Origin of the sequence: Vibrio splendidus 12E03 (assembly GCF_000272105.2) — a bacterium.
GTDB classification, from domain to species: domain Bacteria; phylum Pseudomonadota; class Gammaproteobacteria; order Enterobacterales; family Vibrionaceae; genus Vibrio; species Vibrio splendidus_I.
The window spans coordinates 62299-78971 of sequence record NZ_AJZD02000143.1; the positions used below are offsets into that span (position 1 = coordinate 62299).

At 43.2% G+C, this 16673-nt stretch carries 14 protein-coding genes; 2 read left to right on the top strand and 12 right to left on the bottom strand.

The genetic code is table 11. The features are described 5' to 3' along the window. Positions 1–11: 11 nt before the first annotated feature. From A142_RS10985 to A142_RS11005, 5 genes are all read right to left on the bottom strand, one after another. On the bottom strand, positions 12–416 hold the full coding sequence (locus A142_RS10985; RefSeq protein WP_004731145.1) for an ExbD/TolR family protein: 405 nt from the start codon (positions 414–416) through the stop codon (positions 12–14). Beyond that, positions 413–973: a MotA/TolQ/ExbB proton channel family protein gene (locus tag A142_RS10990; protein WP_019822786.1), complete on the bottom strand. Its 561-nt coding sequence runs from the start codon at positions 971–973 to the stop codon at positions 413–415. Before A142_RS10990 ends, A142_RS10985 begins: the two co-directional genes overlap by 4 nt. Beyond that, a complete protein-coding gene (locus tag A142_RS10995; RefSeq protein ID WP_019822788.1) occupies positions 973–2349 on the bottom strand; it encodes a MotA/TolQ/ExbB proton channel family protein in 1377 nt (458 codons plus the stop codon). Before A142_RS10995 ends, A142_RS10990 begins: the two co-directional genes overlap by 1 nt. Continuing rightward, positions 2349–3116: a DUF3450 domain-containing protein gene (locus A142_RS11000; RefSeq protein WP_019822790.1), complete on the bottom strand. Its 768-nt coding sequence runs from the start codon at positions 3114–3116 to the stop codon at positions 2349–2351. Before A142_RS11000 ends, A142_RS10995 begins: the two co-directional genes overlap by 1 nt. 178 nt (positions 3117–3294) lie before the next feature. Further along, positions 3295–5412 carry a TonB-dependent siderophore receptor gene (locus tag A142_RS11005; protein WP_019822792.1) on the bottom strand — a complete coding sequence of 706 codons (2118 nt, stop codon included), beginning with the start codon at positions 5410–5412 and terminating at the stop codon, positions 3295–3297. Positions 5413–5972: 560 nt separating this feature from the next. On the opposite strand from A142_RS11005, the gene A142_RS11010 reads away from it, so the two are divergent. Next, complete coding sequence (locus A142_RS11010; protein WP_019822793.1) at positions 5973–7277, top strand: dicarboxylate/amino acid:cation symporter; 1305 nt, start codon at positions 5973–5975, stop codon at positions 7275–7277. A 185-nt stretch (positions 7278–7462) separates the two neighbouring features. Here A142_RS11010 and A142_RS11015 read toward each other — a convergent pair whose 3' ends face one another. The 3 genes from A142_RS11015 to A142_RS11025 all read right to left on the bottom strand — a co-directional run bounded on the left by A142_RS11015 (position 7463) and on the right by A142_RS11025 (position 10064). Next, on the bottom strand, positions 7463–8848 hold the full coding sequence (locus A142_RS11015) for a sensor histidine kinase (protein WP_019822795.1): 1386 nt from the start codon (positions 8846–8848) through the stop codon (positions 7463–7465). Further along, complete coding sequence (locus tag A142_RS11020; protein WP_019822797.1) at positions 8845–9510, bottom strand: response regulator transcription factor; 666 nt, start codon at positions 9508–9510, stop codon at positions 8845–8847. The genes A142_RS11015 and A142_RS11020 overlap by 4 nt, the downstream gene beginning before the upstream one ends. Before the next feature lie 80 nt (positions 9511–9590). Continuing rightward, complete coding sequence (locus A142_RS11025; RefSeq protein ID WP_004731130.1) at positions 9591–10064, bottom strand: NYN domain-containing protein; 474 nt, start codon at positions 10062–10064, stop codon at positions 9591–9593. Between the two features lie 270 nt (positions 10065–10334). Here A142_RS11025 and A142_RS11030 point away from each other — a divergent pair, with 270 nt between their 5' ends. Continuing rightward, on the top strand, positions 10335–10886 hold the full coding sequence (locus tag A142_RS11030) for a DUF4174 domain-containing protein (protein ID WP_019822799.1): 552 nt from the start codon (positions 10335–10337) through the stop codon (positions 10884–10886). A 51-nt stretch (positions 10887–10937) separates the two neighbouring features. On the opposite strand, the gene cobA is transcribed toward A142_RS11030, so the two are convergent. From cobA to nirB, 4 genes are all read right to left on the bottom strand, one after another. Beyond that, positions 10938–11714, bottom strand: a complete 777-nt coding sequence (cobA, locus tag A142_RS11035) for a uroporphyrinogen-III C-methyltransferase (RefSeq protein ID WP_019822801.1) — start codon at positions 11712–11714, stop codon at positions 10938–10940. Positions 11715–12173: 459 nt separating this feature from the next. Beyond that, a complete protein-coding gene (locus A142_RS11040) occupies positions 12174–12989 on the bottom strand; it encodes a formate/nitrite transporter family protein (RefSeq protein ID WP_019822803.1) in 816 nt (271 codons plus the stop codon). 123 nt (positions 12990–13112) lie between these two features. After that, complete coding sequence (gene nirD, locus A142_RS11045; protein ID WP_017058221.1) at positions 13113–13436, bottom strand: nitrite reductase small subunit NirD; 324 nt, start codon at positions 13434–13436, stop codon at positions 13113–13115. A gap of 14 nt (positions 13437–13450) precedes the next feature. Further along, positions 13451–16024: a nitrite reductase large subunit NirB gene (gene nirB / locus A142_RS11050; RefSeq protein ID WP_019822806.1), complete on the bottom strand. Its 2574-nt coding sequence runs from the start codon at positions 16022–16024 to the stop codon at positions 13451–13453. Positions 16025–16673 lie beyond the last annotated feature (649 nt).

Sequence of the window (16673 nt, forward strand, 5' to 3'; positions counted from 1 at the left end):
ATCCTCCAAGATCATCGCTTTTCAGCAGCAAGCGCAATGTTTTTAACACCCGCACCTTTAGCGGCGTCCATCACTTTAACAACCGTACCGTTGTAAGCGTGTTCATCCGCTTGAATAACCAAAGAAGCATCAGGTTGTTCTAGTAACAAGTGTTCTAACGTTGCTTGAACACGTTCAACATCAACAACACGTTTATCTATGAAGATGTCATTCGCAGAAGTAATCGCAACAAAGATGCCCGCATCCTTTTGGCTTACTACGTTAGACGCTTGTGGGCGATTAACTTCAACCCCTGATTCACGAACAAATGAACTGGTCACAATAAAGAAAATAAGCATGATAAATACAATATCAAGCATCGAAGTAAGGTCTATTTGAGCCTCTTCGTTTTTAGAATGACGTCGACCGAGTCTCATCGTTGACTCCTTAAAGATTTTTCTAATTTCAATTCTAAGCGGTTACACACTTTCGCTAAACGAGCATGAACAAACATGCCCGCTAATGCAGCAACCATACCCGCCATGGTTGGCAGTGTTGCCAACGAGATACCTGAAGCCATCAATTTAGGGTCACTGCTTCCTTGAGTCGCCATCACATCAAAAACAGAGATCATACCGGTGACGGTACCTAACAAACCCAACATAGGACAAATAGCGACTAACAGCTTAATAAAATTCAAGTTCTGGTTAAGTAAAATACTTGCTTGCCCTAACCAACCTTCACGAATGGCTTTGGCATGCCAAGAAGAATGCTCTTCTCTTTCATGCCACTTAGTAATCCAAGCTTGGCGCTGCTTTGGAAAGTAGAACGCGAGATATAACACGCGCTCTACCACAAGCACCCAATACACTAGGACAACAGCCGCTAGCCACCACAAGACGAAACCGCCCTGCTCCATAAAGCTTGATAAAGACAGCAGCCAGTCACTCGTTAACCAACTCGCTGGTAATAGAGAACCCGACAAAATATCCATTACGCAGCAGTCCCAACTGGTGAAACCACAGCTTTTGATTCAACCGTTTTTTCCGCCTGCTCCGCAACAAGACCAATACCTTGTTTCTCAAGAATATTGCGAATATTTTCAGCCTGAGTGCTAAGAATGTTGTGTGCCAGTAAAAGAGGCATTGCAGCGACAAGACCAAGTACGGTTGTTACAAGCGCCATAGAAATACCACCCGCCATTACTTTCGGGTCGCCATTACCAAACTGTGTGATTACCTGGAACGTTTCGATCATACCCGTTACTGTACCTAGAAGACCTAACATTGGTGCTAGCGCTGCCAATAACTTAAGCATTGATAGACCTTTCTCTAAGTGAGTCTGCTCATCAACAACAGCTTCTAAAAGACGTAGTTCTAAGGCTTCAACCGTTTGGTTTTGTTCTTTGTTGTACACGGCAAGAACACGGCCTAGTGGGTTATCGCCAGCTTGCTCAGGATTCTTAAGTTGCGCACGAATTTTCTGGCGAGCGATAGCTAGTGAAACGCCACGAACTAATGCGATGATTAAGCCAATTGCAAGCAAGCCAAGAATCACTTTACCAACTACACCACCCGCTTGAAGGCGATCAGATAGGCTAGGTGTTAGCGCCAACTGCTCCAACATGAATCCACGTGAAGGATCGACAACAACATTTGCTACTTCACCATTTGCCAGTGAAGAAAGTGATGTTAGCGTTGGACCATTTTCTGGCTGTTTAAGGTATGCGATTGCGTCTTCACGCTGAGTGTTCCAGCTAACGTAACCTTGATCTGTCACTAGGCCAATCGAGCCTAGGCGGTAAGCATCAACCTTGTTTGTATTGCCTTCACCATTAATGAATGCAATTTGAGATTTGCTCAGCTCAGAACTCGCTTGAATCTGCTCAACCATGCTCATCCACAAACCAGAGAGTTGTGGCATTGATGGCAGTGATTTCGCATCGATAATTTGTTCAACGGTCGCTGTATGATCAGCGCGATCAACGCTGTTTACTGTTGAGCTAAGCTCTGCGCCGAGTTCTTTTGCGTTTTGACGAACGACACCGAACAGCTCACCAAGGCTACCTGTTTCTAAGCGCAGTTTTTCTTCTAAGCGAGCCAACTTATTTTCGTTATCACTGAAGGTTTGAGTCAGAACATCTGTCGCACCTTGGATAGACGTACGTTTCGCTTCAAGTTGCGCTTTGATCGCTTTCAGTTCTTGTTCTGTCTTTTTGAAATCAGCTTCACGAACTACGTTGTGAGAAGCTTGAGTTCGACTCTCTGATTTTGCTTTGTTAACGAGCAGAGCCGTCGTGTCTGATGCAGAGAAAGCAGAAAAGGAAATAGACGTGATACAAAGCAATGCTGCTAATGGTTTTAAGTTCATTACTTAACCTCCGCAACAGTTAAAGAAACAGGTAAAGTAATCAAGCTTGGAGCCGCTTGTTGGCTAGCAATATCGTAAGCTTTATCGAGCTCAGACTTCATCGAAGAATCAACTTCTTGCCATTGAGCTTCTGTTTGATTCCAAGCCCAGTATTGGCTGCCATTTAGATTACGAGCAACCAAAGAGATACGACCTAGGTGCAGAACATCTGCCTCGATTGTTTTATCACTCGCCAATGCGACACGACCTTGGTAAACACCCAACTTAATGCCGTAGTCCATCTCGATTTGGTATGCCTCTAGGATACGACGGTATTTCTCAGCATCACTTACGTCTGCACGAGTCATCATTGATTGAAGCTTTTCAACTCTCTCTAGACGCTGCTCTTTCTTAATCGGTACGTCTTTTTCTACCAACTGTTGCAAGCCATCGATCATTTGATACATCAAAGGCACGACACCTTGGCGTGTGTATTTGATTTCTTCGATCTGCTCTTCAATGCTTTGAGCTTCTTTGTTTTGGCTCTCAACTAATGCAGCAAGGTGATCGTGATAGATTTCTAGGTTTTTAACTTCTTCTTGCAGACGCTCAATCTCAGCTTGCAGCATTAAAGTCGCTTGTGAGCTTTTATCAATAACCTTTTGGCTCGAAGCCGACGCGTTATTGGTCTTGTTTTGAATTGATTGAGCTTGATCCAAGCTATTGGCCATAGAAGACGTTGCAACCAAACTGATGGCAAGCGCTAGGCTAGATTTTAAAAGATTCATAATTGTAGTCATTTACTATAGAAGAAGTTTAAATGAATTTTATTGATAAGCAGTCTCATTATCATTAAAAGTCACTCGCATTACTAGGGATATTTTTGCTAAATAGTAGAATCACGAAAGGGGAAAGCCGAAACTTCCCCCTTAGCATTTAAGCTACCAATAGTACCCTACTAACAAATTAGTATTTTACCTGTAAAGTCGCCATGTAGTTGCGGCCTTCGCCAACAACAACGTTGCTCGTGCTGCCACCTTCAAGGTAGTCAGTATCAAACAGGTTCTCTACATTGAAGCGTGCGACGAAATCTAGGTTCTCGTCATACTTCATTGTATGTGCGATACCCATATCTACACGAGTGTATGCGTCTTTTTTGAAGGTGTTTGAATCTTCAGTGTAACGCTCACCTACGTGGTAAACACCAAGGTTTACGTCAGTACCGTTATTGAACGAGTAAGTAGACCAAATGCTCGCAGTAAATTCTGGTACATCAGCAGGTGTTTTGCCTTCTAGAGCAGGGTCATTCTGGTACTCAGCATCTAGGAACATTGTAGATGCACTTACAGAGAATGCTTCCGTCACGTAACCAGTTGCAGCCAATTCAACACCAGTATGAACTTGTTCACCAACTTGAGTTGTACGTGTTTCTTTGCCGTTATTACTTGCTGGGTCTAGGTCTTCTGTCACTTGCATGTTCGATTGAGTGATCTGGAACAATGCTCCTGATACAAACAAACGCTCATCAAACAGTTCCCACTTAGAACCTAGCTCGTAAAGTGTGCCTTTCTTAGCATCTTGAGACTGACCAAAGTTCACGTCATCTTGATCTGTGATTTCACCAACAGGCTCGAAACTTTCAGAGTAAACTGCGTAAATTGAACCATTTGAAGCCGGAGAGTAAATTACACCAAACTTTGGAAGAATGTTGTTGTAGCTCTCTTCTTGATTAGAACTGCTCGTCGTTTTGTCGTATGCGAAACGAACGCCACCAAGAACTTGCCACTGGTCGTTAAGTGTTACTAAGTCTTGAACATATAGACCGTAGTGTTGGCTTTCAGAGTGAGATACTTCATTGTCGTTCTTGTAGCTAACGTTAGAAGGCATATCAAAACCATTGCCACATGCAGCTTCTGCTTCGGCTTCAGTTGCATTAACACAAGTGTAACCAGAGTCGTATAAACGTTCGTAGTCGTAATGAAGGCCATTAACACCAACAAGTAGTCGGTGGTTTACACCTAGTGCATCGAAATCACCAGTAAAATCTACGTAAGCCGTGTCAAACGTCCACTCGTCGTGACGATCTGATACTTTGTAGCCGTAACCGCCGTTTTTATCGCTGTATACAGTATTGTTCGATTCTGTACGCTGACGCTCGTAGAACTGACGGCTAATACCTGTTTTAACAGACCAAGTTTCGTTTAAATTAACAGTTATCGAAGCGCCGTAGTTAGCAACGTCGTTATCTGTTTGAGCGAAACGTTGATCATTAACCGTGTTAGGGTCGATAGCCTTGCCTGTAGAAGTGTCGATTTTAGAACCATTGTCTAAATCGCCCTCTTCGATTGTGCGGTCGTAATGAACTGACAACATGATGTCTTCGTTAATATCGTAATCAACAAATAGACCACCAACAAAACGGTCGGTTTCTACATCTGTGCCATCAAAACGTGTGCGGTAAGAGTCTTGGTTTTCTTGCGAAACAATAAGACGAGCACGTAAGGTTTGGTCATCGTTTAGTGAACCACTTACATCAGCGGTAGTACGCGTGTAGCTATCAGAACCGATATCTTGGCTTACGTTTACTTGAGTCTCGTATGCAGGCTTCTTAGAAACCATGTTAACAAGGCCACCTGGCGCTGATTTACCGTAAAGTAGACCTGCAGGGCCTTTAAGTACTTCAACACGCTCTAATAGCTCAACTGGTTGACGGTAATGTGACCAATGTTGAACACCGTCACGTAAGTAGCCAGAGCTACTGTCTAAATCAAAACCACGAAGAGTGAAACGCTCACGGTTCGTTGATTTTGAACCGGCACCTACAGAAGCGTCGTTCTTAAGAACTTCACCTAGTGTGCTAGCACGCTGTTCATCGATGATTTGCTCATCGATTACTGAAACTTGTCCCGGAGTCTCTAATTGAGTCGCCTCCATGCGCATTGCTGTTGTGTTCGTGTCGGCTTTGTAACCGTAGTCACGACCTTCAACAACCATGTGCTCGTCTGTTTTTACTGTTTCTGCCAATACTGCTGGTGAAGCTAATACTGCGCCGATCACTAAAGCCAATGGGCTCTTTGAAAACATGTCCTTTACTCCGCTTTTATTCTTTTTGTACGAGCACTATGGTTAATTATTTGATGTGCTCGCTGAACCGTTGCCGGTACCACTGAATCTTTTCGCGAGAGAATATAAGTGATAACTATTACCATTTGCATTAAATTTACATTCTTTGCATTCGTAAAGTTTTGTAAAGGCCTTGGTAAGCGTTATTCATTCGATGTAACAGAACCTGCTTTAATACAGATACTTAGAAGTGATTCTTGTCTTGTCCTTATCTCGACAATCAAAAATTTTGAAACAGCGTTATTTACTCACTCAATCTAACAAGCCAAAAACGATAAAAAATTTATCTTCTCTTATTTATTAGCTTTGATTCCGCATTTTTATGTATAAAACCCTCGACAAATGTTAACCAACAGTGAATTATTTTATTTGAATTTGTTTAATTTACACAATTATCAGTGATTTTGATCACATCTATAATTCCAAACTCATTTTTTGTTTTTCGATTTGATCAACCGACTGCTAATCTCCTGCTCACTTTGAAAAGGTATCAAAGTTATAAATAATAAGGAGTGTTCTAAATGAATACCAAAAAACCTATGTCTCTGACTGGCCGTGTAATTCTTGGTATGGTCGTAGGTATATTAACGGGATTTGCCATTCAATCCCTTTTTGCAGAAAGTGGATTTGTTAACAACTACATCGTTAACGGACTCTTTGAAGTAGGCGGACAAATTTTTGTCGCCAGTTTAAAAATGCTTGTTGTCCCTCTAGTCTTCGTTTCGCTAGTGTGTGGTACAAGTTCCCTTAAAGACTTATCAACTCTTGGCCGTATGGGTGGCAAAACGCTTGCACTTTATATCGGTACTACAGCCGTTGCTATCACTCTAGCATTGACTATCGGTAACCTGTTCCAACCTGGAGCTGGTGCTGACCTTACTGCTGCTAGCTCATTCAAATCAGCTGATGCCCCTTCTTTGGGTCAAGTAATCATCGACATGTTCCCTACCAACCCTATTCAAGCAATGGCTGAGGGTAAGACACTTCAAGTTATCGTGTTTGCTGTGTTGTTCGGTATCGCTATCAGTGCAGCTGGTAAACCTGGCGAACGTATCGCTGCAGTTTTCTCTGATTTGAATGAAGTCATCATGAAGCTTGTTGCGCTACTGATGAACCTTGCTCCTTACGGTGTGTTCTTCTTGATGGCGAAACTGTTCTCTGGCCTTGGTTTAGGTGCAATTTGGAATCTAGCTGAGTACTTCTTAGTGCTTGCAGGTACTCTTCTACTACACGGTTTGGTGACTTACAGCGCGATGCTTAAAGGATTCACTGGCCTTAGCCCTATTACGTTCCTACGCAAGATGGAAGATGCAATCATGTTTGCATTCTCAACAGCATCTTCGAACGCAACGATTCCTGTAACCATGGAAACGGCTAAAAACCGTATGGGTGTAGACAACAAAGTCGCTTCGTTCACTGTACCACTAGGTGCAACAGTGAACATGGACGGTACTGCAATCATGCAAGGTGTTGCGACTGCGTTTATCGCACAAGCATATAACATCGACCTTACTATGGGCGATTACCTAATGGTTATCCTGACAGCGACATTAGCGTCTGTAGGTACTGCAGGTGTTCCTGGTGTTGGTCTAGTTATGCTAGCGATGGTATTGAACCAAGTCGGCCTACCGCTAGAAGGTATCGCTCTAATCATGGGTGTTGACCGTCTTCTAGACATGATCCGTACCGCTGTAAACATCACAGGTGATAGTGCCGTATCTATCATCGTTGCTAAGTCTGAAGGCGCTCTTGATGAGTCTCGTTTCAACGACCCTGCAGCAGGTGAGAAAGAAGAAGAAGTTAAGCTAGCTCGCCAACAGGCATAGTCTCGCTTATCTGATGCTCTTGTCTTCAAGCTCAGGCGTAATTAATGGCTACGCCTAGCTCATACCAAAGCGCATAAAGAAAAACGCCACTGCATCTGCAGTGGCGTTTTTTATTGGGTATCGCTTAAGTCAGTACAACTGAGTTGGGACAATTATCTATTTTGCGTTCTTCTCAATAGAGAGAGCTAATCACCGATTGGGAACATCAAGTTCACCTTTAGTCCCCCACCTTCTCTATTCTCAGCGGTCACATGCCCATTCATCACACCCATCGCTTCTTTAACAATCGCAAGGCCTAGACCGTAACCGCCAGACTGTTTATCTCGAGCTGATTCTATTCGTGTAAACGGGTCGAATATACCTGCAATCTTGTTATCAGGAATACCGTCACCGTCATCTTCCACAGATATGACACTGTAACGTTTATCTGTGACCTGTTCATATGTAGTCACGACAACATGAGCGTTCTCACCCGCGTATTTAATTGCGTTACCGATCAAGTTACCAATGACTCTAAGCAGTAGCCTCTCATCAACGTTCACCATTGATGTCGGTGTCTCTAGGGATCCAATTAAAGTTTGATTCGGTTTCAAATCATTTTGCATCTGGGCGATCAACATTGAACAATAGTGCTCAAGGTGCATCAAGCTTAACTTGGAGTCATAGCGAGAGGTTTCTAAGCGGCTGAACTCGAGTATCTCACCCACCAGCTTATTCATCTCTTCTGTTTCGCTTTCCATCCGCTCAAGTAATCCTAAGCTTTTCTCATCTACCTTATTACGTAGTAAGTGTAATGCGAGGTTCTGCCTTGCTAATGGTGTTCTTAGCTCATGTGATACGTCACGAATCAATCGACGCTGCTTTTCAGCCAGAGATTTAATTTCAAAGGTCATATGATCAAAATCGTGTGCAAGCTCGTTGAATTCACGCGTGGTGGAGTTCAACTCCGACACCACACTGACCGTGAAGTCACCTTGAGCCAGTCTGCGGCTCGCTTCTCTCAATCTATCCAACGGTTGCTGAAGGCTTTTGGCCATGATAATCGAGAACAGAGACAATACGACCAATGCAATCAATGCTTTAAGCATATAGGAGTATGGCGCAAAAGATTTAGCGGGATGAAATTGGTGCGGTAGTTGGATAACCAGTGTTTTACCGTTATCCAGTGGTAGACCGAAGATGGGCTTACTCACACGATCACTAAGTTGGTGATCTAACGTTCTTAAGTATTTGAGCTTAAATTCAAAATGTGGATGCATGTGACGATGTGTGATCGGGCGATTGTCTTTGTCGATGACGAACAGATAATACTGCTGAGCATTACCCCAGTCCGCGAGTTCATCCATGTCCCCTTCTTCAATCAACACATTCGCTTGGTAAGCAAGGTCGAGCATTTCCGCTTTTACCGATTCTGGCACTTTAAGCAGCGCTTTCATCAAGGCTCTTTCAGCAACACCTTGCAGGATCAAAATACTCACCAAAATGACGGTCAGGTAACTGAACAATTGGAAAGTGAGTCCGTCTTTACGTTTAGTAATAAAATCAGGGCATCGCAGCAGTTTTTTACTCATGCTCCGACCGACTCTAGGTAACTGTAACCTTTACCACGAACGGTTTTTATATGTTGTTTAGACAAACCGGCCTGAACGAGCTTTCTACGTATATTGCTGATATGCATATCTAAATTACGATCGAAAGGACACAGTTCTTTCTTGAGTACATGGATTTGCAGATCAGATTTTGAGACGACAATACCGTCATTTTTGACCAAATAATCAAGCAAGTCTTTTTCAGTGCCAGTTAATGGCAAACGAGAGAGTTGTTCACACAAGCCGTGATTAGACGAAGCTAAAGATTGTCTTTGGCGTTCAAAACCCACTCGGCGCAAGATCACCTTAATACGGGTTAAGAGTTCTGGAACATTGAAAGGTTTAGCGATGTACTGGTCGGCGCCTGCTTGGTAGCCATCGAGCATTGAGGCATCGTCGTTAAGTGCGGTTAGCATAAGAATAGGAGTAGCAAAACGCTGACAAATGCGTCTTGCTACTTGAATGCCGCTTAAGTTAGGAAGCATTACATCGAGTAGAACCAAATCGACAGGATGAGTTTGAATAAACTCAAGCGCGGATTCACCGCAATGAACAGTATCAACGTGATACCCCTCATTTTCTAACACTTCACCCAGTAATTCACACAACTGAATATCATCATCAACAACTAAAACGCGAGACATTACACACACCGATAAATAAGAACTGTTTGCATTCTAATTATCGTTATTATTGATTTCAATTATAAAGTGCCCGATTTCCTCTATAGAAGAAAATCTTTTTCAATCGGTACAAATTTTGAGGCAGAATCGATAAGATTTTGAGCAGTTAACCCCGGAACACCATACACTTCAACAGGCTTGCCAAAGCGCTCTTTGATTCGCTCTACAAGAATTTCGAAATCACCGTCTCCTGACACCAAAACAATCGTATCAACCGTCTCAGCAAGTTCTATCGCGTCTAACGCAATACCCACATCCCAATCGCCTTTTGCACTGCCATCTCGACGCTGAATAAACGGCTTTAATTTCACATTAAAACCCACACCACGAAGGATATGGTGAAATTGGCGCTGTTTAGGATCTTGGCTAGAGATTGCGTAAGCATTAGCGGCAACAACGTTACGCCCTTCCGTGGCAACATACCAAAACTGGTTATAGTCGAAGTTAGAACGATATTTATCGCGCGTCGTGTAGTAAACGTTCTGAACGTCGACCAATATTGCTATGTTTTCCATAAATTCATACCTTTAGATTTTCCGTATACCCTATTCTATTCAATTGTAAAATGCGAGTCGCTTTACTCAATAAAAATGAACCTGCCAGATATCGTTAACGTAAACCTAATATCTTTAGCGTAAAGCTAAGTGTCTTTAACGTAATCCTAACTATGCTTATTGTAAGTGGATTTGTTTTGAACGTTTCTTAGGTGGGTCTGATCTTCACCTTCTTCTTTACGTAGCATTCAAATCGTACTGAGGCTTAGAACTTTTAAAGGGAGGTTGGCAATGCTGCACCGACAAACACACAAATCGAACGTAAGCATCGACACAACCAAAGCGATGCAAACTTTAAATCAACCATCAAACTCTGGTGTCTGGTTTAGTTTGCTTAAACTACTGACCATCAGTACGGTATTAATCATGAGCTTAACCATCAATTCAGTACTCGCCTACCCCGCCTATTCTCACTCAAAGCCTTTGCCGCACCGCAGTGTGATTTATTTCGCTCCAAAGGAAGATTCAGTCGTTAAAGAGTTTCTCAATGAAGTGTTGCTCAATAACTGTCAATTAGACGAGCGAGACGTCGTCATTATGGTTATTGCAGAGAGTGGTTATACAGTCCCGACTTGGCTAGAAGAAGAGTTTAACTTAGAGGCTGTCACTAGCATTTATGAAATCCCGAAAGGATCACACACCGCTGTTTTGATTGGCAAAGACGGAAAAGAGAAGCACCGGTGGAGTGGCAAAACAGATTGGAAACAGATCACCAATATCATTGACGAAATGCCGATGCGCCAACAAGAAATGCAGCGACAAGGCAGCCGCTGCAGTATTTGATTCTTGCTGAGCTCAGTAGTGGCTTAGAGAGCCAACTAGAAGGTCAAACGATTAAGCTTGCTTGTTAAACCAAGCCAGTTTTTCATGGAGCTGAGCCACGCTGCCTACAACAATCAATGCAGGGCTCTTTGCGACACTAGCAAGGTCAGCCAAATCACGTAACCCACCTCTAAACACCTTTTGGTCTTGGCGAGTACCGTTTTCGATGATCGCAACCGGCATGTCCGCTCGCATACCGTTATCCAGTAAGTTTTTCTGAATGTTTGGACTCTCTTTCAAGCCCATGTAAAACACGATGGTATGGTTGTGCTGAGCAAGAGATTGCCAGTCAATATCTTCGCCATCTTTCTTCAAGTGGCCGGTAATAAACTGCACGCTTTGTGCATGATCACGGTGCGTCAACGGAATCCCCGCATAAGCCGTTGCGCCTGCAGCTGCTGTGATGCCCGGAATGACTTCAAATCTCACGTCATTCTCAGCTAACGTTTCACACTCTTCACCACCACGGCCAAAGATAAACGAGTCACCACCTTTTAGGCGTACTACGTGCTTGTTCTCTTGGGCTTTAGTGACCAATAATTGGTTGATCTGATCTTGAGGTACACAGTGATGATCGAGCTTTTTACCCACATACAGCATTTCTGCTTCTGGGTTAGCCATCGCTAAGATATCTTTTGATACCAAGCGGTCATATACCAACACGTCTGCTTGTTGAATCACTCGTGCTGCTTTTAGTGTAAGTAAGTCTGGGTCGCCTGGACCTGCACCTACCAATGAAACAAATCCTTTGTTTACTTCTTTAACATTCGATGACGATACTTCTGACATGCTGTGCTCCGAAGGTTTGCTTGTTTTATCTCAAGCTTCAATCTATGTGATAAGTCACTGTATTCATGATGACTTATCCAAATCCTTAACCCTTAGACTATCAGGTGTTGATATAAATATTCAGTTTAAATACTAACGAAGATAGAAGTAATTATAACAAAACGATCTATTGCAGGTATTTCATACCAATCGTAGTAAATAACTGTTCATCCTAGCTTGTTAAAACGCTCGATAACTTCGTTAGAATTTTTGATTGTAGAATAACTACTTATCGAAAAATTCTGTCTTGTTCTCAAGCCTTTTTCCTGCGCTATTTCTGATCACTTACTTACTGTGATTGGTATTACTCAATAAGAATCAACACCTTGGTGATGCTTAAGGTATTTGAACTAAAAAAGCCCCAAACATTTCGTTGGGGCTTTCAATCTCATACTAAATTACGTTTCACCGTATTCAGAATTACTTAGCGCCTAGAGAAGGAGCTGTTTTAGCGTGAGTTAGGTATAGAGGAACACACGTCATTAGTAGACCACCAACGATGTTACCTAGGATTGTTGGGATAAGGTTGAAGTTCAACCATGTCGCGATACCGAAATCAGCGCCCAGAATCATACCTAGTGGGAATAGGAACATGTTTACCACTGTGTGCTCAAATACGAGTGCGAAGAAGATGAAGATTGGGAACCACATCATTGCTACACGGCCTGACACTGTGCAAGCAGTCATGTTACCAATCACACCAAGACATACCATAAGGTTACAGAAGATGCCGCGTACGAAACACGTGATCCATCCGTCCATACCCATGTTTTCAAAACCTAGGCTACGACCCGTAGAAACAGCAATGAACTTTTGAGCAACAGCGTTTGGTTCTAGAGAGAAGTTACCTGTTAAAGAAACAGCCACTAGGAAAGCAACAATCAAAGAACCGATAAGGTTACCAAGACCAACAATACCCCAACAACGTAGGATACGGCCCCAAGTGATACCTGGGCGGTTGTCGAATTTCGCTAAAGGTGCAAGGCCGAAAACGCCAGTTACTAGGTCATAACCCATTACACTTAGAATGACAAAGCCAACTGGGAACACAAGTGCGCCAACAAGGCCAATACCGGTTTGTACCATTGCTGTAATAGCAACAACAACCGCTAGAGAAAGGATGATACCAGCCATAGTGCTTCGAATCAGAAGGTCGCGAGTACTTGTTTTCGTTTTCGCTTCACCCACATCGATCATCGTTTGAACGAATTCAGCTGGTTTGTAATCAGGAGACATAAGGTTGTCCTTAAAAAAGTAAAATTAAAAGTTAAAATTGGATAGGAAAAGGCTCTAGTTGCCGAGTTAAGGCAATATCGAGAACTAGAACCCTTGAACTATCAAATCTTATGCATCCGAAGATTAAGCAGAGATTTCTACAGCGCCTTTGGCAACACGAGCTTTATACGCTTTCACGTTGAAGTTCTCGTCTTCCATGCACACACCTGTTGCTAGGTTAAAGCGTTGCTTCTTAAGTGGGCTTGCCACCCAAAGCTCTTCTTTGTGCTCAACAATCAAACCACGTGATAACACGTTAGATTGGAAGTATGGGTCTGTGTTGCTAATCGCGAATACTTCTTCAGCCTTAGTTGGGCGAAAGATAGCCACTTGCTCACCACCAACCAACGCACAAACACCTGTACCTGGGATAATGTCTTCGATCTTACAAACTTTGGTAAATGCCATGATGTCGTCTCCCCTTAAACAGATTCTACGTGAATGATGTCGCCCTGATGCTTTGAAGTAATGGCTTCAGGGTGTTTCTCGGTGAATGTTGCTGGACGGTGTTGTTCACGACCATCTTCAACAAACACAACGTTATCATCACGGTCATCAGCATTGATGAAGTGTGCAAAGCGCTTAAGTTGAGCTTCGTCGTTGATTGTATCTGTCCATTCACAAGCGAAGTTATCAACTAGGCCAGCAATGTCCGTTTCAAGTTGGTCATTGATACCAAGCTTGTTGTCTACAATCACTTCACGTAAGTAATCAACACCACCTTCTAGGTTGTCCATCCATACCGAAGTACGTTGTAGTGGAGCAGCCGTGCGAATATAGAACATCATGAAACGGTCGATGTACTTGATTAGCGTTTCTTGGTCTAAGTCGCTTGCAAGCAAGTCTGCGTGACGAGGTTTCATACCACCGTTACCACACACATACATGTTCCAGCCCGCGTCAGTCGCGATGATACCTAAATCTTTACCTTGAGCTTCAGCACACTCACGAGTACAACCAGACACACCAAACTTCATCTTATGAGGAGTACGGATGCCTTTGTAACGGTTCTCGATCATCACGCCTAGACCAACTGAATCTTGAACGCCGTAACGACACCAAGTAGAACCAACACATGTCTTAGCCATACGAAGTGCTTTTGCGTAAGCTTGACCCGTTTCGTAACCCGCAGCGATTAACTTCTTCCAAATAGCTGGTAAGTCATCTTTCTGAGCACCGAACAGACCGATACGTTGTGCACCCGTGATCTTGGTGTACAGGTTGTATTCTGCAGCAACATCAGCAAGAACGCTTAGTGCTTGAGGTGTTACTTCACCACCCGCCATACGAGGGATTACAGAGTAAGTACCGTCTTTTTGCATGTTACCTAGGAAGTTATCGTTGGTATCGTGCAGCTTCACTAGCTCAGGCTTAAGGATGTGTTCACCCCAGCAAGAAGCAAGGATAGAACCCGCTAGAGGCTTACATACTTCACAGCCGTAGCCTTTACCGTATTTCTCTAGCAACTCGTCGAACGTTTTGATTTCTTCGATACGAATTAAGTGGAAAAGCTCTTGGCGAGAGTAAGCAAAGTGCTCACAAACGTCGTTCTTCACTTCAACACCGGCTTTAGCAAGCTCTGCGTTTAATACTGAAGTCACAAGTGGAATACAGCCACCACAACCAGTGCCAGCACCTGTTACTGCCTTGATATCGCCAATTGTATGATGACCTTCAGCGACTGCTTGAGCAATCTTGCCTTTCGTTACATCAAAACAAGAACAAATAACTGCAGATTCAGGAAGAGAGTCTGCGCCAAGTGTTGGTTTTTCAGCACCAGCGTGTGCAGGAAGAATCAATGCATCTGGATGTTCTGGAAGGTCGATTTCGTTCAGCATTAGCTGTAGAAGATCGCCGTAATCAGACGTATCACCAACCATTACTGCACCAAGAAGCTTCTTGTTGTCTTCAGAAACGATGATACGCTTGTAGACTTCTGACTCATCATTTTGGTAAACGTAGCTCTTACAACCAGGAGTACGACCATTTGCATCACCGATAGAGCCTACTTTCACGCCTAAAAGCTTCAGCTTCGCAGACATGTCAGCACCTTCAAATGTGCTTTCGTTACCAACAACGTGGTCAACAGCAACGGTCGCCATCTTATAACCAGGAGCAACAAGGCCGTAGAACGTTTGGTTCCAAGACGCACACTCACCGATAGCGTAAATATCTTTGTCTGTCGTTTGACAGTGATCGTTAATCTCGATACCACCGCGAGGTGCAATACCTAGACCCATTTGACGAGCAAGTTTGTCTTGTGGGCGAATACCAGCAGAGAATACGATGAAATCAGTTTCTAGCTCTGTACCGTCGGCAAAACGCATTACGTTACGAGCTTCAGTGCCTTCAGGAGCAATCTCAAGCGTGTTCTTACTTGTATGTACGTTTACGCCCATACGTTCGATTTTTTGACGAAGTTGGTTACCACCCGCCTGGTCAAGCTGCTCAGCCATTAATTTAGGGGCAAACTCAACAACGTGTGTTGTCACGCCAAGTGCTTTTAGTGCGCCTGCCGCTTCAAGACCAAGTAGACCACCACCCACAACCACACCAGACTTAGAGTTTTTAGCCGTAGCTTCAATCGCTTTCAGATCTTCGATAGTGCGATAAACGAAACAGTCTTTACCTTCGTTGCCTTTAATTGGTGGTACGAATGGGAAAGAGCCAGTAGCAAGAACAAGTTTGTCGTATTGAATTTCACGACCAGTGCTTGAGTAAACTGTTTTCTTTTCACGGTTAACGTTGATTGCACGTTCACCGATCAGCATGTTGATGCCGTGTTTCTCGTAGAAGCCTTCTTTAACTAAAGAAAGTTCGTCTGCAGTGTGGTGTGAAAAGTAAGAAGAAAGGTGCACACGGTCATATGCTACTCGTGGTTCTTCGCAGAACACAGTGATGTCCATGTTTGTAACATCTGTCTTCTCGACTAAATCTTCGATATAGCGATGGCCGACCATCCCGTTACCGATTACGACTAGCTTCATCTTGCTCATAAGAATTCCTGAAGGTTATATATTTCTTAACTGAGCGAATAATGAATTATGAAAGAAAATGAAAATATGATGTAAATCAATTACGAAAACAAACTACCCTAAAGGGGTAGAACAAAAGAGGTAGATCTGCTTAATTATCAGGCTAAGCAAACGAATAACCGTAGGTTTAATGGGGTTTAGCGGGGTTTTATATACACTTTCTTGCACTAGAGAGGATGTTGTAAAGTTTCATAATAGGTTAGCAACAACGTAAGTAAATGACAATCATTTTCATTTATAGTCATAAGAACTGTAATAACCCATGAAAGCGTTACAGGTTCATGAGCAACTATGTATAAATATGAAGAACTTAATGACCCAAAGGACAGGCGCCCTTTTCCACTCCTCTTAAATTCCACTCGCGAACACCACAATTAGTTAACAGATCTTGTTTGCTGTATAGCAAATGATAGATCTCCTGAAGGGAAAACTGACAAAGAAAGTGATCACATAAGCACTATGTCCCTAGAGATGTTAGTGAACAGAGAGCAAAGATAAGAATTTTGGATGTAATGCGTAGAAGTGAAATCTCAGATAGCAAAAAGGCCAGCATTTCTGCTGGCCTTTCTACTTTGAATAGTGGAGGCGCCTCCCGGAGTCGAACCGAGGT